Origin of the sequence: Pseudomonas sp. ADAK21, assembly GCF_012935735.1 — a bacterium.
In the GTDB taxonomy this organism is placed as follows: domain Bacteria; phylum Pseudomonadota; class Gammaproteobacteria; order Pseudomonadales; family Pseudomonadaceae; genus Aquipseudomonas; species Aquipseudomonas proteolytica.
The window spans coordinates 1,099,042-1,123,601 of record NZ_CP052857.1 but is presented as its reverse complement, the minus strand read 5'-3'; the positions used below and the strand labels follow the sequence as shown (position 1 = coordinate 1,123,601).

24 protein-coding genes are annotated in these 24,560 nt (G+C 61.7%); 6 read left to right on the top strand and 18 right to left on the bottom strand.

Annotation, left to right across the window (positions count from 1 at the left end; all coding sequences use genetic code 11):
• Positions 1 to 130: 130 nt before the first annotated feature.
• From HKK57_RS05215 to HKK57_RS05160, 12 genes are all read right to left on the bottom strand, one after another.
• Positions 131 to 436, bottom strand: a complete 306-nt coding sequence (locus HKK57_RS05215; RefSeq protein ID WP_029295648.1) for a YkgJ family cysteine cluster protein — start codon at positions 434 to 436, stop codon at positions 131 to 133.
• 54 nt (positions 437 to 490) lie between these two features.
• The gene (locus HKK57_RS05210; RefSeq protein ID WP_070996782.1) at positions 491 to 970 is read right to left on the bottom strand and encodes a DUF2878 domain-containing protein; all 480 of its coding nucleotides are present in this window, start codon (positions 968 to 970) and stop codon (positions 491 to 493) included.
• Complete coding sequence (locus tag HKK57_RS05205; protein WP_029295644.1) at positions 963 to 2,234, bottom strand: SAM-dependent methyltransferase; 1,272 nt, start codon at positions 2,232 to 2,234, stop codon at positions 963 to 965. The genes HKK57_RS05210 and HKK57_RS05205 overlap by 8 nt, the downstream gene beginning before the upstream one ends.
• Positions 2,221 to 3,024, bottom strand: a complete 804-nt coding sequence (locus tag HKK57_RS05200) for a DUF1365 domain-containing protein (protein WP_070996784.1) — start codon at positions 3,022 to 3,024, stop codon at positions 2,221 to 2,223. The genes HKK57_RS05205 and HKK57_RS05200 overlap by 14 nt, the downstream gene beginning before the upstream one ends.
• The gene (locus HKK57_RS05195; protein WP_133715576.1) at positions 3,021 to 4,268 is read right to left on the bottom strand and encodes an NAD(P)/FAD-dependent oxidoreductase; all 1,248 of its coding nucleotides are present in this window, start codon (positions 4,266 to 4,268) and stop codon (positions 3,021 to 3,023) included. The genes HKK57_RS05200 and HKK57_RS05195 overlap by 4 nt, the downstream gene beginning before the upstream one ends.
• The gene (locus HKK57_RS05190) at positions 4,265 to 5,047 is read right to left on the bottom strand and encodes an SDR family NAD(P)-dependent oxidoreductase (RefSeq protein ID WP_029295635.1); all 783 of its coding nucleotides are present in this window, start codon (positions 5,045 to 5,047) and stop codon (positions 4,265 to 4,267) included. Before HKK57_RS05190 ends, HKK57_RS05195 begins: the two co-directional genes overlap by 4 nt.
• Positions 5,044 to 5,466, bottom strand: coding sequence for a nuclear transport factor 2 family protein (locus HKK57_RS05185; RefSeq protein WP_169389872.1), 423 nt, complete (start codon positions 5,464 to 5,466; stop codon positions 5,044 to 5,046). The genes HKK57_RS05190 and HKK57_RS05185 overlap by 4 nt, the downstream gene beginning before the upstream one ends.
• The gene (gene phrB, locus HKK57_RS05180; protein ID WP_169389871.1) at positions 5,459 to 6,904 is read right to left on the bottom strand and encodes a deoxyribodipyrimidine photo-lyase; all 1,446 of its coding nucleotides are present in this window, start codon (positions 6,902 to 6,904) and stop codon (positions 5,459 to 5,461) included. The genes HKK57_RS05185 and phrB overlap by 8 nt, the downstream gene beginning before the upstream one ends.
• On the bottom strand, positions 6,905 to 7,840 hold the full coding sequence (locus tag HKK57_RS05175; protein ID WP_029295628.1) for a MerR family transcriptional regulator: 936 nt from the start codon (positions 7,838 to 7,840) through the stop codon (positions 6,905 to 6,907).
• Positions 7,841 to 7,843: 3 nt separating this feature from the next.
• Positions 7,844 to 8,803 carry a YbgA family protein gene (locus HKK57_RS05170; protein ID WP_083335493.1) on the bottom strand — a complete coding sequence of 320 codons (960 nt, stop codon included), beginning with the start codon at positions 8,801 to 8,803 and terminating at the stop codon, positions 7,844 to 7,846.
• Between the two features lie 113 nt (positions 8,804 to 8,916).
• On the bottom strand, positions 8,917 to 9,132 hold the full coding sequence (locus HKK57_RS05165) for a TIGR02450 family Trp-rich protein (protein WP_070996794.1): 216 nt from the start codon (positions 9,130 to 9,132) through the stop codon (positions 8,917 to 8,919).
• Positions 9,129 to 10,115: an NAD(P)/FAD-dependent oxidoreductase gene (locus HKK57_RS05160; protein ID WP_029295620.1), complete on the bottom strand. Its 987-nt coding sequence runs from the start codon at positions 10,113 to 10,115 to the stop codon at positions 9,129 to 9,131. Before HKK57_RS05160 ends, HKK57_RS05165 begins: the two co-directional genes overlap by 4 nt.
• A gap of 196 nt (positions 10,116 to 10,311) precedes the next feature.
• Between HKK57_RS05160 and HKK57_RS05155 the strand changes: the two genes are divergently transcribed.
• Entirely contained in the window at positions 10,312 to 11,211 is a 900-nt protein-coding gene (locus HKK57_RS05155) for a TIGR01777 family oxidoreductase (protein ID WP_169389870.1), read from the top strand.
• A 14-nt stretch (positions 11,212 to 11,225) separates the two neighbouring features.
• Positions 11,226 to 12,248 carry a ferrochelatase gene (gene hemH / locus HKK57_RS05150; RefSeq protein ID WP_154907742.1) on the top strand — a complete coding sequence of 341 codons (1,023 nt, stop codon included), beginning with the start codon at positions 11,226 to 11,228 and terminating at the stop codon, positions 12,246 to 12,248.
• A 163-nt stretch (positions 12,249 to 12,411) separates the two neighbouring features.
• Here the strand turns inward: hemH and HKK57_RS05145 are convergent, their stop codons facing one another.
• From HKK57_RS05145 to algW, 3 genes are all read right to left on the bottom strand, one after another.
• Positions 12,412 to 13,131 (bottom strand): DUF4198 domain-containing protein, encoded by a 720-nt coding sequence (locus HKK57_RS05145; RefSeq protein WP_169389869.1) that lies wholly within the window; start codon positions 13,129 to 13,131, stop codon positions 12,412 to 12,414.
• A 12-nt stretch (positions 13,132 to 13,143) separates the two neighbouring features.
• Complete coding sequence (locus HKK57_RS05140; protein ID WP_169389868.1) at positions 13,144 to 15,252, bottom strand: TonB-dependent siderophore receptor; 2,109 nt, start codon at positions 15,250 to 15,252, stop codon at positions 13,144 to 13,146.
• Between the two features lie 74 nt (positions 15,253 to 15,326).
• The gene (gene algW / locus HKK57_RS05135) at positions 15,327 to 16,481 is read right to left on the bottom strand and encodes a Do family serine endopeptidase AlgW (protein WP_029295609.1); all 1,155 of its coding nucleotides are present in this window, start codon (positions 16,479 to 16,481) and stop codon (positions 15,327 to 15,329) included.
• A 102-nt stretch (positions 16,482 to 16,583) separates the two neighbouring features.
• On the opposite strand from algW, the gene HKK57_RS05130 reads away from it, so the two are divergent.
• From HKK57_RS05130 to cysN, 3 genes are all read left to right on the top strand, one after another.
• Positions 16,584 to 17,342, top strand: coding sequence for a Nif3-like dinuclear metal center hexameric protein (locus HKK57_RS05130; RefSeq protein WP_029295607.1), 759 nt, complete (start codon positions 16,584 to 16,586; stop codon positions 17,340 to 17,342).
• 249 nt (positions 17,343 to 17,591) lie between these two features.
• Entirely contained in the window at positions 17,592 to 18,509 is a 918-nt protein-coding gene (cysD, locus tag HKK57_RS05125) for a sulfate adenylyltransferase subunit CysD (RefSeq protein WP_029295601.1), read from the top strand.
• A 9-nt stretch (positions 18,510 to 18,518) separates the two neighbouring features.
• Positions 18,519 to 20,417 carry a sulfate adenylyltransferase subunit CysN gene (gene cysN / locus HKK57_RS05120; protein WP_029295599.1) on the top strand — a complete coding sequence of 633 codons (1,899 nt, stop codon included), beginning with the start codon at positions 18,519 to 18,521 and terminating at the stop codon, positions 20,415 to 20,417.
• A gap of 176 nt (positions 20,418 to 20,593) precedes the next feature.
• Here cysN and HKK57_RS05115 read toward each other — a convergent pair whose 3' ends face one another.
• The 3 genes from HKK57_RS05115 to HKK57_RS05105 are packed head-to-tail and all read right to left on the bottom strand — an operon-like array spanning position 20,594 to position 23,992.
• A complete protein-coding gene (locus HKK57_RS05115; RefSeq protein WP_169389867.1) occupies positions 20,594 to 21,493 on the bottom strand; it encodes an acyltransferase in 900 nt (299 codons plus the stop codon).
• On the bottom strand, positions 21,494 to 23,593 hold the full coding sequence (gene pta, locus HKK57_RS05110) for a phosphate acetyltransferase (protein ID WP_029295597.1): 2,100 nt from the start codon (positions 23,591 to 23,593) through the stop codon (positions 21,494 to 21,496). It lies immediately after the preceding gene.
• 60 nt (positions 23,594 to 23,653) lie between these two features.
• Entirely contained in the window at positions 23,654 to 23,992 is a 339-nt protein-coding gene (locus HKK57_RS05105) for a DUF3565 domain-containing protein (protein ID WP_169389866.1), read from the bottom strand.
• On the opposite strand from HKK57_RS05105, the gene HKK57_RS05100 reads away from it, so the two are divergent.
• The gene (locus HKK57_RS05100; protein ID WP_029295595.1) at positions 23,961 to 24,446 is read left to right on the top strand and encodes an FKBP-type peptidyl-prolyl cis-trans isomerase; all 486 of its coding nucleotides are present in this window, start codon (positions 23,961 to 23,963) and stop codon (positions 24,444 to 24,446) included. The genes HKK57_RS05105 and HKK57_RS05100 overlap by 32 nt on opposite strands.
• The last annotated feature ends 114 nt before the right edge of the window (positions 24,447 to 24,560 follow it).

Here is a 24,560-nt window from a genome sequence, read left to right as displayed (position 1 = left end):
TTGTGTGGGAGCCGGGCTTGCCCGCGATGCAGACGACTCGGTGCTTCAGGCAAACCGCAGTGATGCTATCGCAGGCAAGCCAGCTCCCACACAAGCCAGCTCCCACATGTGACCACCACCGTTTTCAGAATCAGCGGTAGACCGTTGCAATCCCCTGGCGCTCTTCAAGGCACTCCGGCGCGCCCATCTCGAATTCCCGGCAAATCAGCGGTCGTTTTTCATAGATCGTGCACATCATCGTGTCGCGATCCAGCGCGGCGCACCAGCCGTCGTCCAGGCGCAGCATGACTTCGCCGCCCCAATCGTCCGTGTCGATATAGCGATCAGGCACGCCGGTGTCGGTGATCAGCATGACTTCCAATTGACAGCAGCAGGCTGCGCACGTGGAACAGGTGACGGCGGGTTCGGTGATTTGGGTGTGGGGGATGTTGGTCATAGACGCGCAGTGTAAGGCAAGCCGGTCGAATGCGTGTGAAAGCTCTGACGGACGTCAGCGCGCGAGCCGGTGCAGGCCGGGAAATACCACGGCCCAAAGCAGCGCGATTGCCACCAGGGTCGGGGCTGTGGCAAATCCGAAGCTCACGCCTGCCAACTGGCTGCCGGCGTAGTACGACAGCGGCCCGCCCACGGCCCCTAGCAGGCTTGCGCGCCACCAGGGCCGCGCGCTCCAGGCCAGGCAATGGCGCAAGGTGGTCGCCAGCAACGCCCACAGCAAGATCAACCACCCAGGAATCAACGGGCCGGGTTCACTGAACTCGAACACGCCTAACGTGCGCAATAGCGTGTCGAGCAGGGTACCGAGCACGGTCACGCTCAAGATCAACCGCCCCTCAGCGGCCCATGAAGTTATCCACAGCAGGTGAATTGCCAGGACGACCAGCCCGAGCAATAACCACAGGCTGTCGCCCCCCATCACACAGGCAAACCAGCCGCACTGGAACAGCGCGGCATTGGCCAGGTTTTTAAGCATTGAAACGCCCGAGCAGCGGTTGTGTCACCGCGCTGGGCTTGGCCAGCAGCAATTGCGCAGTGCCGATGGTGCGCTCCATAAAGCCGCCTTCGCAGTAGCACAGGTAGAACTCCCACAACCGCAGGAAGTATTCGTCGTAGCCCAACTCCGTGAGCCGGCCATGGGCGCGGCGAAAGTTCTCGTGCCACAAGCGCAGGGTTCGCGCGTAATGCAGGCCGAAGTCTTCCATGTGCAGCAGGTTCATATCGGTGTCGCGGCTGACGATCTGCAACATTTTCTGCACACAGGGCAGGGCGCCGCCGGGGAAGATGTAGCGCTGGATAAAGTCGACGCTGCTTTTGGCCTGCTCGTAGCGTTGTTCGCGAATGGTGATGGCCTGCAGCAACATCAGCCCGTCGCTCTTGAGCAAGTGTGCGCATTGCTTGAAGTAGGTGGGCAAGAAACGATGGCCAACCGCTTCGATCATTTCAATGGACACCAGCTTGTCGTACTGCCCGCTCAGGTCGCGGTAGTCCTGCAGCAGCAGCGTCACCTGATTCTGCAAACCCAAGGCCTGGATGCGCTGTTCGGTGTAGGCAAATTGCTCTTTGGACAAGGTAGTCGTGGTAACCCGGCAGCCGTATTGCTGGGCTGCGTAGAGGGCCATGCTGCCCCAGCCAGTACCGATTTCCAGCAAGTGGTCCGAGGGCTTGAGTGCCAGTTTCTGGCAGATGCGCTCCAGCTTGTTGAGCTGTGCCTGCTCCAGCGTATCGTCGGGGGTAAGGAACTGCGCCGCCGAATACATCATGGTCGGGTCGAGAAACTCCTGGAACAGGTCGTTACCCAGGTCATAGTGGGCGGCGATGTTTTTTTGCGAGCCCTTGCGGGTATTGCGGTTGAGCCAGTGCAAGCCTTGGGTGAAGGGGCGGGCCAGCTTGGCCAGGCCACCCTCGAGGGCGTCCAGTACATCAAGGTTGCTGACCATCACGCGTACCACGGCAGTCAGGTCCGGGCTGCTCCAGAAACCATGAATGAACGCCTCGCCCGCGCCGATGGAACCGTTGGCAGCCACCAGGCCCCACACGGCCGGGTCGAGGATCTGGATCTCACCCAGCAAATGCGCTTCCCGTGCCCCGAACACCTGGCGTTCACCGTCCTCGATCACCACCAGTTGGCCATGGCGCAGCTTGCCGAGTTGGCGTAGCACGGCTTTGCGCAACAGCGCGCCGGTCAGGCCGTTGATGTTCAGGCGCTGGGATTTGATCGATAAGCTAGGGGATTTCATGGTGGCGATCCTTGGGATACCCAATTGCACAGGCGTCATCGGCCGCCTGATGGGGGAAAATCGGTGTGCGTTTAAGGAGCAGGCGCAGGGCTTGCCAGTAGATAGCCAGGCAGGTCTTGGCGGTCATCCACGGAAAGCGCCGCAAGTAGCGATGCAGGCTGGCGCGGTCGAGGGCTTCGCGTTGCAGGCTCAAGGTGGCGTCGAACACCTTGCTCTCGCCTTGCCAGTCGGCCATATGCACCCCCAGGCGTTGGCCGGGCGGGCTGAAGCTCATGCGGTATTGCAGATCCCGGGGCAGGAAGGGCGATACATGAAATGCCTTGGCCACCGCGAAATGCTGATGCTCGCCGCCCGCCAGGGCCCGGGCGGGCAGCACATAGTGGTAGCGCTCGCGCCACGGGGTGTTGGTCACTTCACAGACAATCGCCGCCAGTTGCCCGTCGCCCTCGAAGCAGTAGAAGAAACTCACCGGGTTAAATGCCAGGCCCCAACTGCGGGCCTGGGTCAGCAGGCAGATATTGCCTTGGGGTGTATGCCCAAGGGTCGTGCCGACCAGTTGGCGCACGGCGTCGCTCAAGCAGGTGCCATCGCGGGTCAACTCACGCAGGTAATCCTGCTGGCGAAACGCAAAGGGCGCGAAGCGGCCACTGCCGGCCAACGGTGACAGCCCCAGCACCTGCTCCTGTTCGCTGAGGTCCAGGTACAGCAGGCCGATGCGATAGCGAAAGGCATGCCCCTTGGGGGTAAATCGCCGATGGGCAATCCAGCCGCTGTAGAGGGCGCTGTTCACAGGGTTTCCCCAAACGCCTGGGCCACGCGCAGGGCGCTGACCACGCCGTCTTCATGAAAGCCGCTGGCCCAGTAGGCCCCGCAATAATAGGTGTGCTGGGCGCCATGCAATTCTTCCCAGCGTGCCTGTGCCGCCACCGCCGCCAGGCTGTATTGCGGATGGGCATAGGTGTAGCGGGCAAGGATTTTCAGCGGGTTGATAATCGCTGTCTGGTTGAGGCTCACACAAAAGGTGGTGTCGCTGTCGATCCCTTGCAGGATGTTCATGGCGTAGGTGACGGCTGCCGGCTTGTGCGTGCTGGCGTCCAGCCGATAGTTCCAACTGGCCCAGGCCAGGCGGCGGTCGGGCAGCAAGCGCGTATCGGTGTGCAGGACCACGTCATTGTCGGCGTAGGTTATCGCCCCCAGGATCTGCTGTTCGGCCAGGCTGGGATCGTCCAGCAAAGCCAAGGCCTGGTCGCTGTGGCAGGCGAAGATCACTTTGTCGAAGATTTCGCGGCCGTCGGCACTGTAGATCACTGCGCCTTCTGGCGTGCGCTCGACTTTCTGTACCGGGCAGTTGAGGCGGATGTGTTGGCGAAACGAGTGGGTCAGTGGCTCGATATAGCGGCTGGACCCGCCTTCGATCACGCACCATTGCGGCCGATTATTCACCGACAGCAAGCCGTGGTTTTTGAAGAACCGCACGAAGAACTGCAGCGGGAAGGCCAGCATGTCCGCCAGGGACATCGACCAGATCGCCGCGCCCATGGGCACGATGTAGTGGCGGATAAACCGCGGGCCATAATTGCCCGCCTGCAAGTATTCACCCAGGGTCATCTGCGCGCTGATGCGTTGTTCCTGCAAATCCAGGGGCGCCTGGCGATTGAAACGCAGAATGTCGCGCAACATGCCCCAGAAACCCGGAGACAGGATATTGCTGCGCTGGGCGAACAGGCTGTTGAGGTTATTGCCGTTGTACTCGACGTTTTCCTCCGGGGCGCAGACCGAGAAGCTCATTTGGGTCGGCTTGAACTGCACGCCAATTTGCTGCAGCAGGCGGATGAAGTTGGGGTAGGTCCAGTCGTTGAACACGATAAAGCCGGTGTCCAGCGCGTACTGTGCGCCGTCGACGGTCACGTCTACCGTGTGGGTATGGCCGCCAATTCGGTCAGCGGCTTCGAACAGCGTGATGTCATGGCGGCGGCTGAGCAGATAGGCGCTGGTCAGCCCGGAAATACCGCTGCCGATAATCGCGACTTTCACAGGTTGTCCTTGTGCGGCGGCGGGCTGCGCAGCATGCGTTTGCCGATAATCAGTTGCGCGCGGTTCGGCAGTTTCGACAGCGGCCACAGGGTGGCGATGAACAGGGCCGGGAAGGCGATCTCCAGTGGGCGTTTTTCAAGTTTGCCGAAGATATGCCGTGCGGCTTTGTCCGCCGGCCAGCTCAGAGGCATAGGGAAATCGTTGCGTTCGGTCAGTGGGGTGTCGACGAAACCGGGGCTCACTACCGTGACGTCGATGCCTTCGGGCGACAGGTCGATGCGCAGGGATTCGAACAAGTAGCGCAGGCCGGCCTTGGACGCGCCATAGGCTTCTGCGCGGGGCATCGGCAGGTAGGTGACGGCACTGGCGACCCCCACCAAATGCGGGGTTTGCCCGGCACGCAGCAGCGGCAGCGCGGCTTCGATGCAGTAACTGCTGGCCAGCAGGTTGGTGCGCACCACGTGTTCGATAATCGAGGCATCGAACTGCTTGGCATCCACATATTCGCAGGTGCCGGCATTGAGGATCACGGTGTCCAGGGCGCCCCAGGTTTGCGCGATCTGTTCGCCGATTTCCCGTACCACCTGGCTGTTGGTCAAGTCGCCGGCGACCACCAGCACTTGCCCGGGGTAGCGTTGGGCCAGTTGTTCCAGTGGCGCCTTGGAGCGCGCACTCAGCGCCACCTGCGCACCACTGCCGAGCAGTTCTTCGGCCAATGCGGCACCGATGCCACTGCTTGCCCCTGTCAGCCAATAACGTCGTGGCGATTTCAGGCTCATGCCATTCTCCCTTTCAACCAACGGACCAGCCGGCCAAGGACCGGTAGGTGTTCGTAAAGCAGCGCGCTAGCATCAAAGTAATCGCGGTGCCGGTAAACCTTGTCGTGCCATAGCAGATGGGAGCAGCCCTCGACCTGAATCTGTCGGCCACCCGCCAGGCGTGGGTGGCAGAAACTCATGGTCCAGCGCAGATAACCCTCGCCATCGGCCACGTGGTCGAAGGCGTGGAAGTCAAAACGCAGTTGCTCGACGTTGCTATAAAGCTGGGCGAAGTACGCTTGCAGCGCGCTGATACCGTGGACCTGATGCAGTGGGTCGGTAAACGATATGTCCTGGCTGTACAGGCTGTCGAGCAGGTGCAGGTTGTGCTTGTCCAGGCGGGCGAAGGACTGGGCGAACTGGCGCAGGAAGTCACTCATACACGCCTCCCACCGCCTGGCGTGAGGGCAGGGCACGAAAGGCCGCCAACGCGCGCTCACGGGAATGCTTGAGGTCGACGATGGGGCGCGGGTAGTCGGCCACGCCAAACAGGCCGCCGGCGGCGTCGGGGTTGTGCACTTCCTTCTTGTTCAAGCCCGCCAGTTGCGGCAGCCACTGCTTGATAAAGCGCCCTTCGCCGTCGAATTTCTCGGACTGGCTCAGCGGGCTGAAAATGCGGAAGTACGGCGCCGAGTCAGTGCCGGTGGACGAACTCCACTGCCAGCCGCCGTTGTTGGCCGCCAGATCGCCGTCGATCAAGTGCCGCATAAAAAAGCGCTCGCCTTCGCGCCAGTCGATCAGCAGGTTCTTGGTCAGGAACATCGCCACCACCATGCGCAGGCGGTTATGCATCCAGCCGGTTTCCAGCAGTTGGCGCATCGCGGCGTCGATGATCGGCAGGCCGGTGCGCGCCTCTTGCCAGGCTGCAAGGTCAGCGGGGGCATGGCGCCAGGCCACGGCTTCGGTTTCCGGGCGAAACGCACGGTGGCGCGACACCCGTGGGTAGCCCACCAGGATATGTTTATAGAACTCGCGCCACAGCAACTCGTTGATCCAGGTGATGACGCCGATATCGCCGCTTTCGAATTCACCCTGGTTGCTTTGCAGCGCCGCATGCAGGCACTGGCGCGGCGAAACCACGCCGGCTGCGAGGTATGCCGACAGTTGGCTGGTGCCGGGCTTGGCCGGGTAGTCGCGCTCGTCCTTGTAGTAGCTGATCTGAGCGTCGGCAAACTGCTCAAGGCGCCGCTGTGCCTCGTCTTCACCGGCCGGCCAAAGTGCGCGCAGGGTGTCGCTGGGCGGGGCAAACCCTGGGACTTGCTCGGGAACCGCATCACTGGCCAATGGCAGCGCGGCCTGGGCCTTGGGGGTTGGCACTCGACGTGGCAGGGCGCTGTGCAGGCGGTTGTAGCAGACCTTGCGAAACTGGCTGAACACTTGGAAGTAGGTGCCCGTCTTGGTCAGCACGCTGCCGGGCTGGAACAGCAATTGGTCCAGATAGCGGTAAAAACCCAGGCCTTGGGCTTCCAGGGCCTGGGCCACGGCAGCGTCACGCCGGCTCTCGTGGATCCCGTACTCTTCGTTGATGTGCACGGTCTGGACCGACAACTCCTGGCACAACTGCAGCAATACCTGTGGGGCTTGGTCCCACGTGTCCGCGTGGCGGATCAGCAATGGGATGTTCAGCTCACCCAGTGCCTGGCCCAGACACTTGAGGTTGCGCAGCCAGAAGTCGACTTTGCACGGTGCGTCGTCATGGGCCAGCCATTGCCCAGGAGTGATCAAGTACACCGCCGCCGTCGGGCCACGCTGGCAGGCGGCCGCGAGGGCGGTGTTGTCATGCAGGCGCAGGTCGCTGCGCAGCCAGATCAGGTGCATTTAAAGAAGCCCACGCTGGATCAGGAGTTGATGAGCCGACAACGGGTCTTCGGCCAGCAACAACTGAGGAATGTCTTGGGTTAATACCGCCAACTCGGCCTGGTGGATGCACACCGTTGGTCCGGCGATAAGGGTCGGGCAGTTGGTGCCGCTCAAGAGTTTCGGCAGGGCCGCCAGATGGATGGCCTTGCTTGAGTACAGCAGCACGGCGCGCGGTTGCAAATGCTCAACGGCCAAGGCCAGTTCGCCGTTGGGCAACGGCCAGTCGAAGACCTCCACCGGGCAATCGGCACTGCTGGCCAGCCAGGCGCTCAGCCACAGGTGTGGCTCCAGCGGCAGGTCGGAATGATTGATCAACAGCAGCGGCGGGCCATTGAGCTGGCGATTGTTGTGATACATCCGCGCGCCAAATTTGCTGCGCAGCCAGGAGTGGAAAAACACCCGCTCCATTTGTGCGCCGAACTGGCCCTGCCAGCGCTGTTCCAGTTCCTTGAGCAGCGGCAACAACAGCTGCTCGCACAGAGTGCGCGGTGGGTAGAGGGCCATGGCCTGGTTGAACACATCGTCCACCCGGCGTTCGGCCAGTTGAGCGATGGCCTGCACCAGCGTCTGGCGCAGGCTCTGCCATTCGTTTTCGATGCTGTCGTCCACCGGCTGGGCGTTGTCGATCAACTGCTTGACCTGGCTGACCGGCACGCCACGGTTGAGCCAGGTCAGGATGGTCTGGATGCGCTGCACATGTTCGGCGTTGAACAGCCGGTGGCCCTTGGGGGTGCGCTGGGGCACGATCAAGCCATAGCGCCGCTCCCACGCGCGCAAAGTCACCGCGTTGACCCCGGTTTGGCGCGCCACTTCGCGAATCGGCAGCCAGCCTTGTTCCAGGGCCTGGGCCACGTCTTCGACGGGGGGGGTTGGGTGTTGCAGGGAAACATTCATGGGTTAGATCGCATTACGCAGGCTGAGATTTTCCGGATGGGGCTGCAGGTACGCCTGTTGCGCGATGTAGCGGTCCGGGTGTTGGCGAAAGTGATGTTTGAGCAGGGTCAGCGGCACCACCAGCGGCACGATGCCGTGACGGTATTGGCCGATCAGGGTCTGCATTTCTTGTTTGTCGTCGGCGCTGAGGGCTTGCTTGAGGTAGCCGCTGATGTGTTGCAGCACGTTGGAATGGGTGCCACGGGTCGCGCACTTCTTCAGTGCGCTCATCAGCTCAGTGAAATAGTCGCTGGCCAGGGCTTGCAGGTCGCAGCCCTTGCCCATGCTGCCCAGCAGATGACCCAGGCTCTTGTAGTGGGCCGGGCTGTGGGCCATCAGCAGGTATTTGTATCGCGAGTGGAAGGCCAGCAGGCGATGACGGGTCAAGCCCTCTGCCAGCAGTTGCTGCCAGGTGGCATACACGAACACCCGCGTCAGGAAATTTTCGCGCAGCACCGGGTCGTGCAGGCGACCGTCTTCTTCCACCGGCAGGTTGGGGTGGCGGGCACAGAAGGCCTGGGCATAGATGCCGCGCCCGCCGCCATCCACCGGGGTGCCGTTGTCGCGGTAGACCTTGACCCGTTCCAGGCCACAGGACGGCGACTTCTGCATGAAGATGTAGCCGCACAGGTCGGTATGCTCGGCGGCCATTTGTTGACCATAGGCGTCCAGGGGCGCGGTTACATTCAATTCACGGTGCACGGTGCCCACGGCCTGCGGTTGCTGCGGATCGCCCACCAGGCGAATCGGCTCGCGGGGGATGCCCAGGCCAATGGCGACTTCGGGGCACAACGGCACGAAGTCAAAGTATTCACCGAGTGTCTGGCTGCACAGGGGGGATTGCTTGTGCCCGCCGTTGAAGCGCACGTTTTCGCCAAGCAGGCAGGCGCTGATGGCGATCTTGGGTTTGCCGGTGGCGGACACAGGGGTGGACATGGCAAAACCTCTACAAGATTCCTGTACAGAATTTAATTTCTGTACAACTTAATCTCATCATAGGTCTGAGGCTGTACAAGTCAAATTATTTGTACAGGTTTTTACGTCCAGCCGATTTTCCAGCGCTCGGCATCTTGCAGGCTTTGCCAGGCCAGGCGCTCTGAACGGCGGGTGAGGACGGCTTGCAGTTCAATCTCCAGCACGCTGCCTTCGTCATCGCGAAACAATTCGGTGACCAGGAAATGTTTTTCCTTGTGCCGAGGTTGCGTGGCCGTCCATTTCGAGAGCAGCAATTTCGCCGGGTTGATGCGGTTCATTGCAGGTGTTCGAGCAGGCGCCGCGCCGCTTCCTGGCCGCTGAGCCACGCGCCTTCGACCCTGCCGGACAGGCACCAGTCGCCACACACGTACAACCCCAGGTCGGCGTCCGCCAGTACGCCCCATTCATGGCTGCCCGCCGGGCGGGCGTATAGCCAGCGGTGGGCGAGGCTGAAGGAGGGCGCCGGCATGCTGCAGTGCAGCAATTCGGCAAAGGCGCCGTGCAGCAATTCGATAATGGCTTCCTTGGGCAGGTCCAGGTGCTTTTTACTCCAGGCACTGCTGGCATGCAGGATCCAGGTGTCGGGCGTGGCATCGCGCCCGGGTTTGCTGCGGTTGCGGGCCAGCCAATCCAGGGGGCTGTCCTGTACAAAGCAGCCTTCCATGGGGGTATCCAGCGGCGTGTCGAAGGCCAGGGCGATGGCCCAGGTCGGGTCCATTTTCACCCCGGCGGCAGTGCTCGCCAGTTTCGGCGCTGCCGCCAGCAGGGCAGTGGCCTGGTGCGCCGGGGTGGCGATGATCACGTGGCTGAAGGGGCCGTGGTTGCCGCCATCGGCGTCCAGCAGGTTCCAGTGTTGCTGGCCCTGGAACACTTCGGTGATACGGCAGCCAAACTCCACCGGCAGGTCATCGAGCAGGGCGCGGGTGATGGCGCTCATGCGCGGGGTGCCGACCCAGCGGGTCTGTTCGTCCGGGGAGGGGCTCAGTTGGCCGGATTGGCAATTGTAGAGTTGCGGCTCCCACTCGGCAGCCCAGCCATTGGCTTGCCAACGTTGGACTTCATTGACGAAACGTCGGTCGCGCGCGGTGAAATACTGCGCGCCCAGGTCCAGTGCACCGGCCTCGCTGCGCTTGCTGGACATGCGCCCGCCACTGCCGCGGCTTTTATCGAAGAGTTGTACAACGTGCCCGGCATCTTTTAGCGCTCGGGCGGCCGAAAGTCCGGCGATGCCGGTACCGATGATCGCGATAGGAACAGTCATGGGAGGCCTCGTTTTACCGTTGGGTACAGACTACGCCGACACCAATAGCTGTACAATATTGTTTTTTGGTATAAGTTTCGGCATGCCTGAATGTGTCGCGTGACCTATGGTTAAACCTAGGTTGCGCCGATTAAAAAGATCCCTGCTTATAAAATAGACCAGCGACGCTCGGCCAACGTTACAGGAGGAAGATCTCATGCACATTTTGCTGACCGGCGGTACGGGTCTGATCGGCCGCCAGCTCTGCCAACACTGGAGCGCCCAGGGGCATCGGTTGACGGTCTGGAGCCGCAACCCCACGCAAGTCGCCACGCTGTGCGGTGCGCAAGTGCAGGGCGTCGCCCGTTTGCAGGATGTAACGCAGCCGGTGGATGCGGTGATCAACCTGGCCGGCGCGCCGATTGCCGACCGCCTCTGGACCCACAAACGCAAGGCGTTGCTGTGGAGCAGCCGGATCAGCCTGACGGAAACCCTGCTGGCCTGGCTCGAGGGCCTGGCAGTCAAACCTGCGGTATTGATCAGCGGCTCGGCGGTGGGCTGGTACGGCGATGGTGGTGAGCGTGAGCTGACCGAAGCCAGCGGCCCGGTGCAGGACGATTTCCCCAGCCAGTTATGCATCGCCTGGGAAGAAACCGCCCAGCGTGCCGAAGCTTTTGGCTTGCGGGTGGTGCTGGTGCGTACTGGCTTGGTGCTAGCGCCTGAGGGCGGCTTTTTGTCGCGGCTGTTGCTGCCCTTCAAGCTGGCGCTGGGCGGGCCTATCGGCAATGGTCGGCAGTGGATGCCGTGGGTGCATATCAAGGATCAAATCGCCCTGATTGATTTTCTTCTGCATAAACCTGACGCCAGCGGTCCTTATAATGCCTGCGCACCACAGCCGGTGCGTAACCGCGAGTTCGCCAAGACCCTGGGCCAGGTCCTGCACCGCCCGGCGTTCATGCCCATGCCGGCGTTTGCCCTGCGGCTGGGGCTGGGCGAGTTGTCCGGGTTATTGCTGGGGGGGCAGAGGGCAGTACCCGAGCGGCTGTTGGCTGCCGGTTTCATTTTTCAGTTCACTGATTTGCACGCGGCCCTGGACGACTTGTCCAGCCGCCTCTAGAGATAGGATGTTGCATGACGGATCACGCGTTGTTACTGGTCAACCTGGGTTCACCGGCGTCCACTTCGGTGGCCGATGTGCGCAGCTACCTCAATCAGTTTTTGATGGACCCCTATGTGATTGACCTGCCGTGGCCGGTCCGGCGCTTGCTGGTGTCGCTGATCCTGATCAAGCGTCCCGCGCAGTCGGCCCATGCCTACGCCTCGATCTGGTGGGAAGAAGGCTCGCCGCTGGTAGTCCTCAGTCGCCGCCTGCAGCAGCAGATGACCGCCCAGTGGACGCAGGGTCCGGTGGAGCTGGCGATGCGCTATGGCGAACCCTCGATCGAAAGTGTACTCACCCGCCTGGCCGGGCAGGGCATCAGCAAGGTCACGCTGGCGCCGCTGTATCCGCAATTTGCCGACAGCACCGTGACCACGGTGATTGAAGAAGCGCGACGGGTGGTGCGGGATAAGCAACTCGACCTGCAGTTCTCGATCCTGCAACCGTTCTACGACCAGCCGGAATACCTCGACGCCCTGGTGGCCAGTGCCAGGCCGCACTTGCAGCAGGATTACGATCACCTGCTGTTCAGCTTCCATGGCCTGCCGGAACGGCACCTGAACAAACTCAACCCTGGGCATTCGCTTGAAGGCAGTGGTGACTGCTGCGCCAATGCCTCGCCCGAGGTGCGCACGACGTGTTATCGCGGGCAGTGCTTCAGCGTCGCCCGTGACTTTGCTGCGCGCATGGGCCTGCCGGACGATAAATGGTCGGTGGCGTTCCAGTCGCGCCTGGGCCGGGCGAAGTGGATCGAACCCTACACCGAGGCACGCCTGGAGGCATTGGCCCAGCAAGGGGTGAAGAAGTTGTTGGTGATGTGCCCGGCGTTTGTCGCCGATTGCATCGAGACCCTGGAAGAGATCGGTGATCGCGGGCTGGAGCAGTTCCGCGAAGCCGGGGGCGAGGAGTTGGTGTTGGTGCCGTGCCTCAATGATGATCCGCAATGGGCGGTGGCGCTCAACACCTTGTGCGAAAGAGCGCCTGTCAGCCTTTAGCGTGGCAGCGGGCTGGTGTGGGAGCTGATGTGGAAGCTGGCTTGCCTGCGATGCGGGCACCTCGGTGTGTCTATCCGACCTCGGTGATGCTATCGCAGGCAAGCCAGCTCCCACACAAGCCAGCCCCTGCACAAGCCAGCTCCCAGATGGGTTCACTGGGGGTTTATTCGTGGTGCGGTTGGCCGAGGAAGGTCAGTGAGCTGAACAGCGCACGGGTCTGGATCTCGCTATCACCTTGGACCGGTACTTCCACCTGCGCCGCAATCACATTCAACGCCTCGTTGCGCACCATTACCTGGGCCCGGCCATCCTTGTCGGTTTCGGTGCTCAAGGTGTTCGGCGCGCTGCGGTAGTCGCCAATCAACTTGATCCCCGCAGCAGGCTTGCCATCGATTAACACCCGCACCGGCAGGGATTTGCCAGGGCCAACGGTGAGCGGATCGACCTCGGGCACGATCACCATCCTCAATTGATCCAGCTTGGGCAACTTGGCCCCGGCCTGATAGATCGCCAGGCTGTACTTCAGCGCCTGGGTGGTTTCGAGGGCGCCGGGTACTTGGCTGCGGCCCTTGTTCACCCACTTCTTGTCCGGGGTTTGCGACCACAAGCCATTATCAAACGCCACCGCCAGCACCGCAGGCGGCTTGAGCGGGTGCAGGCGCGCCTGGTCGTCCAGGCGTTGCACCGTCACCGGGATCATCCGGCCACTGGGGTCATAGGCCCAGGCACCGCTGACCTTCTTCGCCTTGAAGGCTTCGTCTTCGGCACCGTGGCCATAGACCACCTCGATATGGCCCCGGCGTTGCTCGGTCCACAGGCCATGGGCCGAGACCTGGGTGGCGAACAGCAGACCGAGCACGGCCAATGATTTGAGCGCTTGCATGGGGACGTCCTTTTACAGGTTGAGGGTCAGGCTGACGGTGAAGTTGCGCGGCTCTCCGGGGTTGACCCAGTAGTTGCTGTAGGAGCGCTCGTAGTACTTTTCGTCGAACAGGTTGTTGAGATTCAGGCCCACGGTGACGTTATCGCTGGCTTTGTAATGGGCCAGCAGGTCGACGGTGTGGTAGGCCGGCAACTCGAAGCTTTTGCCCGCCTCGCCCGAACGGTCGCCGACATAAGTAAACGCCGCGCCCACGTCAGAGCCGCGCAGGGCGCCATCCTGGAACTCATACACGCCCAACAGGCTGCCACTGCGCTTGGCCACGCCGAGAATGCGGCTGCCGGTGGGCACGTCTTGGTCGCCCTTGGTCACTTCTGCGTCGATGTAGGCAAAGGCGCCAATCACCCGCACGGCGTCAGTCAGTTGCCCGGTCAATTGCAGGTCGAAACCCTGGCTGCGGGCCTTGCCGATGGCGCGCTTGGTGTCGGTGGCCGGGTCCGTGGCCAGGGTGTTTTCCTTCTCGATATGGAAGGCGGCGAGGGTGGTGCTCAGGCGGTCGTCGAACAGCTCGCTCTTGATGCCCACTTCATAACCGACACCTTCCTCGGGCTTGAGGAAATTGCCGGCGGCATCCAGCTCACTTTGTGGTTTGAACGAGGTGGAGGCGTTGGCAAACAGGCCCACTTGTGGGGTCAGTTGATACAGCAGGCCGGCCCGCTGCGTCATGACGTCGTGGGTTTTCTGGGTCTTGACCCCGTTACGGGTGAAGTCCTCTGAACGTTGCTCGACGTGCTCCAGGCGCATGCCAACCACACCGCGCAGGCGCTCGGTAAAGATGATCTGGTCTTGCAGGTTCAGCGCCTGGCTTTTCACCTGGGTGAAAAAATCACTGCCCGAGCGCTGGCCATTGGGCTTGGGCTGGCCATAGACCGGCCGGTAGATATCAATCGGGTAGCTGCCGGCGATGGCAGTTACCCGTTCTTTCTTGCGGTAGTCCTCGTACTCGGTGCCGATCAGCAGTTCATGCTGCCAACTGCCCACCTCAAACAGGCCGCGCAGTTCCAGTTGGGTGATGCTGTCATGCCACCCCATCGAGCGCTGGCGGTAGCGCCGGTTGATGGTATGACCGTCGGCATTCAGCGCACGGCTCTCCGAGGCTTCGCCCCACAGGCTGCCCTGTTTGTAATGGCTGGCCAGGCGCAGCTTCCAGGCATCGTTCAAGTGATGCTCGAGGGTGGCTTGCAGACGGTTGTTGTGGTTGTCGATATCGCCGTCGTTGGGCTCGCCGAGGAAGGTCGAGCGCGACATGCCGCTCCAACGGTTGTTGGGGGCCACGATGCCCCGGTCGAAGGTCGAGCTGTGGCGCACGAACTCACTCTCCACCAGCAGGCTGGTGTCCGGGTCCAGTTGCCAACTGAAGGAGGGCGCAACAAACACCCGCTTGCTCTGCACGTGATCGCGGAAGCTGTGGTTGTCTTCCACCGCCAGGTTGACCCGCGATAACACCTGGCCTTCGCTGTCCAGCGGGGTGTTGATATCGACGGCGGTGCGGTAGCGATCCCAACTGCCGGCGCTGGTCTGTACGGTGGTGAAGGCGTCGGCTTGGGGCTTCTTGGTGACGATGTTTACGGTACCGCCGGGATCGCCACGGCCATACAGGCTGGCGGCGGGGCCCTTGAGCACTTCGATGCGTTCGATATTGGCCGTGTCCGGCGTACTGGGGTAGCCGCGGTTGGCGCTGAAACCGTCCTGGTAGAACTGTGAGGTGGTGAAGCCGCGAATGCTGTACTCGTAAAGGGTCAGGCCGCCGAAGTTGTTCTGCTTGGACACGCCGCCGGCAAACTCCAGGGCGCGCTCGACGTTGTTGCTGCCCAGGTCCTTGAGCACTGTGGCGGGAATCACACTGATCGATTGTGGGATATCGCGCAGGGCCGTGTCGGTCTTGGTCGCGCTGGCCGAGCGGGTCGCGCGGTAGCCCTGGACCGGGCCGGTGGCGGATTCATACGCCTCGCCGGTGATGCTGGTGGTGCCCAACTCTAGGGTGTTGGTGTCTTCTGCAAACACCGGGTCCACCAGCAATCCCAAGGCGAGACCGGCCAGAGGCGCAAACTTTCGAGACGTCATGGTCTAACATTCCAATATCAATATTGAAATAATATAACATGACTGTTGAGAGTGTATCTCTTTAAGAACGCCCTTTATTCTTGCTCTTTAACCGGTGCTGGCGGCGGCCGCAGCCCCACTTCGGCCAGGAGTTTGATCTCTTTGCCGTTGCGCATGACCTGGATCGCGACCTTTTCCGTTGGCTTGATCCGCGCTACCTGGTTCATCGAACGACGGCCATCGCCCGCCGGTTCGCCGTCGATGCTGAGGATCACATCGCCCACCTGCATCCCGGCTTTTTCCGCTGGTCCGCCGCGCAGGATGCCGGCAATGACAATGCCTGGGCGCCCGGTCAGGCCAAAGGACTCCGACAGCTCCTTGGTCAGCGGCTGCACTTCAATCCCCAGCCAGCCACGGATCACCTGGCCGTGCTCGATGATCGACTTCATCACTTCCATCGCCAGCTTTACCGGGATCGCGAAACCAATGCCTTGGGAGCCACCGGACTTGGAGAAAATCGCGGTGTTGATGCCCGTCAGGTTGCCGCTGGCATCCACCAGCGCGCCGCCGGAGTTGCCTGGGTTGATTGCTGCGTCGGTCTGGATAAAGTCTTCGTAGCTGTTGAGGCCCAACTGATTACGCCCGGTGGCGCTGATGATGCCCATGGTCACGGTCTGGCCGACGCCGAACGGGTTGCCGATGGCCAGCGCCACATCGCCGACGCGCAGGCCTTCGGAGCGGCCGATGGTAATGGAGGGCAGGTTCTTCAGGTCGATTTTCAGCACCGCAAGGTCGGTTTCCGGGTCGCTGCCCACCACCCGCGCCAGGGTTTCGCGGCCATCGCGAAGGGCCACCACAATCTGGTCGGCGCCGGTGCTCACATGGTTGTTGGTCAGGATGTAGCCTTCCGGGCTCATGATCACCCCGGAGCCGAGGCTCGATTCCATGCGGCGCTGCTTGGGCGAGTTGTCACCGAAAAAGCGCCGGAACTGTGGGTCTTCAAACAGCGGATGCGCCGGTTTATTGATGACTTTGGTGGTGTACAGGTTGACCACCGCAGGCGCCGCGACCACCACCGCATCGGCGTAGGTCACCGGGCCCTGTTGCACCGCGCTGGTTTGCGGCGCCTGTTGCAGGTTGACGTCCAGGCTTGGCAGGCCGACCCATTGCGGATAACGCTGAATAATCAGCATCGCGATCAGCACGCCGGCCAACAATGGCCATCCAAAAAAACGCAGCGCCTTGAGCATCAAGTAAGTCCTGACAGGTTGCAGGGGGCGCGGGAGCGCCCATAATGTCGCGCATTATACGAGGCCGCGAGCGCCTCTGAACGGGATATTTAGGAGTCTTTTATGGCCGTCGCCCTGAGCACCCTGGTTGAAGAAGCAGATCGCTACTTGAACAGCGCAAAAATTGCCGATTACTGCCCCAATGGCCTGCAGGTCGAAGGGCGGCCGCAGGTGTTGCGTATTGTCAGTGGCGTGACTGCCAGCCAGGCGCTGCTCGATGCAGCCGTCGAGGCCAAGGCCGACCTGGTGCTGGTGCATCACGGCTATTTCTGGAAAGGCGAAAGCCCGTGCATCACCGGCATGAAGCAGCGCCGCCTCAAGACCCTGCTCAAGCACGACATCAGCCTGCTGGCCTACCACCTGCCGCTGGACCTGCACCCGGAAGTGGGCAACAACGTGCAATTGGCCCGTCAGTTGGACATCACCGTCGAAGGCCCGCTGGACCCGGACAACCTCAAGGTTGTGGGCCTCGTGGGCTCCCTGGCCGAGCCGCTGTCGGCGCGCGATTTCGCCCGTCGTGTGCAGGAAGCCATGGGCCGCGAGCCGCTGCTGATCGAAGGCAGCGCGATGATCCGCCGCGTGGGCTGGTGCACCGGCGGCGGTCAGGGCTACATCGACCAGGCCGTGGCGGCCGGAGTCGACTTGTACCTGAGCGGCGAAGCTTCAGAGCAGACGTTCCACAGCGCCCGTGAAAACGACATCAGCTTCATCGCCGCCGGCCATCACGCCACCGAGCGTTACGGCGTGCAGGCCCTGGGCGACTACCTGGCCCGGCGCTTTGCCCTGGAACACCTGTTCATCGACTGCCCCAACCCGATCTAAGCCTCCATTGCGTCCACTGTAGGAGCCGGCTTGCCGGCGATGAGGCCCTTGAGTCATGCATTGATTTCAAGGACGCCATCGCCGGCAAGGCGGCTCCTACGGGGCGATGTACGGCCAAACGAGGCGGTATATCCATATACCGTTTCGATCTAGCTGGCTCCCTGAATAGAAGAAGGTGCTGTGCTAGCATGCCCCGCTCGAACACGGCCCGCAGGCCGTCCAAAAAGAATCGTTTTTCCGTGAGTAGCCATGGTCGACAAACTGACGCATCTGAAACAGCTGGAGGCGGAGAGCATCCACATCATCCGTGAGGTTGCCGCCGAGTTCGACAACCCGGTAATGCTCTACTCCATCGGCAAAGACTCCGCCGTGATGCTGCATCTGGCGCGCAAGGCATTCTTCCCGGGCAAGCTGCCGTTTCCGGTGATGCATGTGGACACCCAGTGGAAATTCCAGGAAATGTACAAATTCCGCGACCGCATGGTCGAGGAACTGGGCCTGGAACTGATCACCCACGTCAACCCGGATGGCGTCGCGCAGGGCATCAACCCGTTCACCCACGGCAGCGCCAAGCACACCGACATCATGAAGACCGAAGGCCTCAAGCAGGCCTTGGACAAGTATGGTTTCGACGCAGCATTCGGCGGCGCCCGTCGCGATGAAGAGAAATCCCGTGCCAAAGAGCGCGTGTACTCGTTCCGCGACAGCAAGCACCGCTGGGATCCGAAAAACCAGCGCCCGGAGCTGTGGAACGTCTACAACGGCAACGTCAACAAGGGCGAGTCGATCCGTGTGTTCCCGCTGTCCAACTGGACCGAACTGGATATCTGGCAGTACATCTACCTCGAAGGCATCCCCATCGTGCCGCTGTACTTCGCCGCCGAACGGGAAGTGATCGAGAAGAACGGTACGCTGATCATGATCGACGACGAGCGCATCCTCGAGCACCTGTCCGACGAAGACAAAGCCCGTATCGTCAAAAAGAAAGTACGTTTCCGTACCCTTGGCTGCTACCCGTTGACGGGCGCGGTGGAGTCCGAAGCCGAGACGCTGACGGACATCATCCAGGAAATGCTCCTGACGCGAACTTCCGAGCGCCAGGGCCGTGTCATCGACCACGATGGCGCCGGCTCCATGGAAGACAAAAAACGTCAGGGTTATTTCTAAGGGGTTGTCATGTCGCACGTATCTGATTTGATCAGCGAGGACATCCTCGCTTACCTGGGCCAGCACGAACGCAAGGAAATGCTGCGCTTTCTGACCTGTGGCAACGTCGATGACGGCAAGAGCACCCTGATCGGGCGCCTGCTGCACGACTCGAAGATGATCTACGAAGATCATCTGGAAGCCATCACCCGCGATTCGAAGAAAGTCGGCACCACCGGTGACGACATCGACCTGGCATTGCTGGTCGACGGCCTGCAGGCCGAGCGTGAGCAGGGCATCACCATCGATGTGGCCTACCGCTATTTCTCCACCGCCAAGCGCAAGTTCATCATCGCCGACACCCCTGGCCATGAGCAGTACACCCGCAACATGGCCACCGGTGCTTCCACCTGTGACCTGGCGATCATCCTGGTGGATGCGCGCTACGGCGTGCAGACCCAGACCCGTCGCCACAGCTTTATTGCTTCGCTGTTGGGCATCAAGCACATCGTCATCGCGATCAACAAGATGGACCTCAACGGTTTCGACGAGAGCATTTTCGAATCGATCAAGGCCGACTACCTGAAGTTTGCCGATGGCATCGCGTTCAAGCCGAGCACCATGGCCTTTGTGCCGATGTCGGCGCTCAAGGGCGACAACGTGGTGAACAAGAGCGAGCGTTCGCCCTGGTACACCGGCCAGTCGCTGATGGAGATCCTCGAAACCGTCGAGATTGCCAACGACCGCAACTACACCGACCTGCGGTTCCCGGTGCAGTACGTCAACCGTCCGAACCTGAACTTCCGTGGTTTCGCCGGCACCCTGGCCAGCGGCATCGTGCACAAGGGCGACGAAGTCGTGGTGCTGCCGTCGGGCAAGAGCAGCCGCGTCAAATCCATCGTCACCTTCGAAGGTGAACTGGAACACGCAGGCCCAGGCCAGGCCGTGACCCTGACCATGGAAGACGAGATCGACATCTCCCGTGGCGACCTGCTGGTGCATGCCGACAACGTGCCGCAAGTCACCGACGCCTTCGACGCCATGCTGGTGTGGATGGCCGAGGAGCCGATGCTGCCGGGCAAGAAATACGACATCAAGCGCGCCACCAGCTACGTGCCGGGTTCCATCACTAGCATCGTGCACCGTGTGGATGTGAACACGCTCGAAGAAGGCCCGGCCAGTGCCTTGCAGTTGAACGAGATCGGCCGGGTCAAGGTCAGCCTCGATGCGGCCATCGCCCTGGACGGTTACGCCAGCAACCGCACCACCGGCGCCTTCATTGTGATTGACCGGTTGACTAACGGCACCGTGGCAGCGGGCATGATTATCGCGCCGCCGGTCAGCCATGGCAGCGCAGCGCAGCACGGCAAGTTGGCCCACGTGGCCACCGAAGAACGCGCCCAGCGTTTCGGCCAGCAGCCAGCCACCGTGTTGTTCAGTGGCCTGTCGGGTGCTGGCAAGAGCACCCTGGCCTATGCGGTCGAGCGCAAGTTGTTCGATATGGGGCGTGCGGTGTTTGTGCTCGATGGGCAGAACCTGCGCCATGACCTCAATAAAGGTCTGCCGCAGGATCGTGCCGGGCGTACTGAGAACTGGCGTCGTGCTGCCCACGTGGCGCGTCAGTTCAACGAAGCCGGCTTGCTGACCCTGGCGGCCTTTGTGGCGCCGGATGCCGAAGGCCGTGAACAGGCCAAGGCGTTGATCGGCAGTGATCGTTTGCTCACCGTATACGTGCAGGCATCGCCGCTGGTATGTGCCGAGCGTGACCCGCAAGGCCTGTACGCCGCCGGTGGGGATAACATCCCTGGCGAGTCGTTCCCCTACGACGTGCCGTTGAATGCCGACCTGGTGATCGACACCCAGGCCCTGTCGTTGGAAGACAGCGTCAAGCAAGTGCTGGAACTGTTGCGTCAGCGCGGCGCGATCTAAACCTCGCCTCCATAAAAAGCCCGCCACCGATCACTCGGTGGCGGGCTTTTTATGGGCTCTTGCAAACAACTCGGCCAAATGTGGGAGCGGGCTTGCTCGCGAAAGCGGTGTATCAATCAACAAATAAGGTGACTGACGCTCCGCATTCGCGAGCAAGCCCGCTCCCACATTTTTGCTCAGCGACGGGCAGGGTAATCCGTGTGAAGCTGGTCTAAAAGGGCGTCCTTTTCAGTCCACAGGTTATTGATCCAGCCCTGGAACACCAGCCGATACTCCCCATCCTGCTCATAATTCTTGCCAATGAACTCGGCCGGGATCTGCACCTCTTCAAACTGCACAACCACGTCTTTGACATTGCCGCACAGCAAGTCCCAGTACCCCGGGCGCCCGCCAGGGTAGTGGATAGTCACGTTCACCAATGACTTCAACTGCTCGCCCATGGCATCCAGCACAAACGCAATGCCACCGGCCTTGGGCTTGAGCAGGTAACGAAACGGCGACTGCTGCTGCGCATGTTTGCCTGGGGTAAAGCGTGTGCCTTCGGCAAAGTTGAAAATGCCCACCGGGTTGTCACGGAACTTTGCACAGGTCTTGCGGGTGGTTGCCAGGTCCTTGCCTTTCTTCTCCGGGTGTTTTTCCAGGTAAGCCTTGGTGTAGCGCTTCATGAAGGGGAAGCCCAGCGCCCACCACGCCAGGCCAATCACCGGCACCCAGATCAGTTCCTGTTTGAGGAAAAACTTCAGCGGGCGGATCCGCCGGTTGAGCACGTACTGCAACACCATGATATCGACCCAGCTCTGGTGGTTGCTGGTCACCAGGTACGAGTGCTGGTAGTCCAGGCCTTCCAGGCCCTTGATGTGCCAGCGTGTGCGGCGCACCAGGTTCATCCAGGTGTTGTTATTGCTGATCCAGGCCTCGTGGGTCTGGTTCATCAGCCATTCGCTGAAGCGCTTGGCGAACGGCAGCGCCTTGAACAACGCGACGATAAACAGGAATGAACACAACAGGATGGTGTTCAACGCCAACAGCAGCGAGGCGATCACCCCGCGCAGGGGGGCAGGCAGAAAGTCCAGCATTTAGGCATCCATAGGTCGGTTGGCGGCTTGAATCGCGGTCAGGGCGATGGTGTAGACGATGTCATCTACCTGGGCCCCACGGGGCAGGTCGTTCACGGGTTTGCGCAGGCCTTGCAGCATCGGGCCGAGGCTGACGCAATCGGCACTGCGCTGCACCGCCTTGTGGGTGGTGTTGCCGGTATTGAGGTCGGGGAACACAAAGACCGTGGCCTTGCCCGCCACCAGGCTGTTGGGCGCCAGTTGCCGGGCGACGTTTTCGTTGGCCGCAGCGTCGTACTGCAACGGGCCGTCGATCAGCAGCGAGCTTTGCTGTTCGTGGGCCAACAAGGTGGCCTCGCGGACTTTTTCCACTTCCTCGCCACTGGCCGAGTCACCGCTGGAATAGCTGATCATCGCCACGCGCGGGGTAATGCCGAAGGCAGCGGCCGAGTCGGCGCTTTGCAGGGCGATTTCCGCCAGCTCCGCGGCGCTGGGGTGCGGGTTCATCACGCAGTCGCCGTAGACCAGCACCTGCTCGGGAAACAGCATGAAAAACACCGACGACACCAGGGTGCAACCCGGCGCCGTTTTAATCAGTTGCAATGCAGGGCGGATGGTATTGGCGGTGGAGTGGATCACCCCGGACACCAGCCCATCCACCTCATCCAGCGCCAGCATCATGGTAGCGATCACCACGGTGTCTTCCAGTTGCTGCTCGGCCATCGGCGCGTTGAGGCTTTTGCTCTTGCGCAGCGCCACCATCGGCTCGACGTAGCGCTGGCGGATCAGGTCCGGGTCGAGAATTTCCAGGCCTTCGGGCAGTTCGATGCCATGGGCGCGGGCCACGGCCTCGACGTCGGCCGGCTTGGCCAGCAGCACGCAACGGGCAATGCCGCGGGCCTGGCAGATGGCGGCGGCTTGCACGGTCAACGGCTCGCTGCCTTCGGGCAGCACGATGCGCTTGTTGGCGGCCTGGGCGCGCTGGATCAACTGGTAGCGGAACACCGCCGGCGACAGGCGCATCTCCCGTGGTGTACCGCAACGCTGGTGCAGCCAGCGCGCATCCAGGTGACTGGCGACGAAATCGGTGATGATCTCTGCGCGTTCGCGGTCATCAATCGGGATTTCCTTGTTCAGGCTGTTGAGCTGGTTGGCGGTGTCATAGGACCCGGTGCTCACCGACAGCACCGGCAACCCGGCCTGGAATGCACCACGGCACAGGTCCATGATCCGTGGGTCAGGCAGGGTGTCGCTGGTCAGCAGCAGGCCGGCCAAAGGTACGCCGTTGATCGCGGCCAGGCTGACGGCGAGGATGATGTCGTCGCGATCCCCCGGTGTCACCACCAGCACGCCGGGCTTGAGCAGCTCCACGGTGTTGCGCATGGTGCGCGCGCAGATGATGATTTTGCTCATGCGCCGGGTTTCATAGTCGCCTGCGTTGAGCACTTGCGCGCCCATCAGGTCGGCCACGTCACGGGTGCGCGGGGCGTTGAGCTCGGGCTGGAACGGAATGCAGCCGAGCAGGCGGAAATCGCCACTGCGCAGCAGCGGCGAATGCTCCTTGAGACGGGCGGCGAAGGCCTCCATGCTCTCGTCGGTCTGCACCTTGTTGAGAATCACGCCGAGCACTTTCGGGTCTTTCGGGCCACCGAACAGTTGTGCCTGCAATTCCACACGCCCGGACAGTTCGGTCAGCACTTCGTTTTCCGGGGCCGAGACCAGGATGACTTCGGCATCCAGGCTTTTTGCCAGGTGCAGGTTGACCCGTGCCGCATAGCTGGCGCTGCGGGTCGGCACCATGCCCTCGACAATCAGCACGTCCTTGCCCACGGCGGCCTGTTGGTAAAGGGTGATGATCTCTTCGAGCAACTCATCCAGCTGGCCATCGCCGAGCATCCGCTCGACATGGGCCAGGCCCAGTGGCTGCGGTGGTTTCAGGCCATGGGTACGGGCCACCAGCTCGGTGGAACGCTCAGGCCCCGTGTCGCCGGGATGGGGCTGGGCAATGGGCTTGAAAAACCCGACTTTCAGCCCGGCCCGTTCAAGGGTACGCACCAGCCCAAGGCTGATGGAGGTCAGACCCACACCAAAGTCGGTGGGCGCGATAAAAAAAGTCTGCATGCGAATTCTCTGAAGGTGCATGGCTTCGGTGGTGCGCTATGGCTGCGCGCCGACCGGGAATCAGCTGCCAAGGGTATCGTTATCCGGGCGCTGCGCACACCAGCCACAGGCAAAGGGCTGGCCTATTTTTGCCAGGCGTTGCGCCGCATCCATCACCCAGCCCCGGGATTGCCAGGGTGGTTGGTGCCGTAGGTGCTGCGTATGGCCGCAGGACAGCGTGGCGACCCAGTGGCCGTCCGCGTCCTGATGAAATCCGACGACCGTCGAGTCACTGGATCGACTCCGTCTGTCCGGGTTGTGTTCGCTTTCGGGCAAATCCTTGTTTAGACTTGTCCGTTCTTCATTCTTATGCAAAAGGTCTCGCCCCATGCCGATCGCCGCCAACAAGGCTGTCTCCATTGACTATACCCTGACCAACGACGCTGGTGAGGTCATCGACAGCTCCGCCGGCGGCGCGCCGCTGGTCTACCTGCAAGGCGCAGGTAACATCATCCCAGGCCTGGAAAAGGCCCTGGAAGGCAAAGAGGTTGGTGATGAGCTGACCGTTGCCATCGAACCTGAAGATGCCTATGGCGAGTACTCGGCCGAACTGGTCAGCACCCTGAACCGCAGCATGTTCGAAGGCGTCGACGAACTGGAAGTGGGCATGCAGTTCCACGCCTCCGCGCCGGACGGCCAGATGCAGATCGTGACCATCCGCGACCTGGATGGCGACGACGTCACCGTCGACGGCAACCACCCGCTGGCCGGCCAGCGCCTGAACTTCCAGGTCAAGATCGTTGCCATCCGCGACGCATCCCAGGAAGAAGTGGCTCACGGCCACGTGCACGGCGAAGGTGGTCACCACCATTGATTGACGGGCTACGGCCGGTCAGTTGAAAAGAAAGGCGCCTTCGGGCGCCTTTTTTGATTGGCGGCTATTCTTGCCGACTTGGCGGCTGTAATCTCGAAATGCCGTTAACCAGAA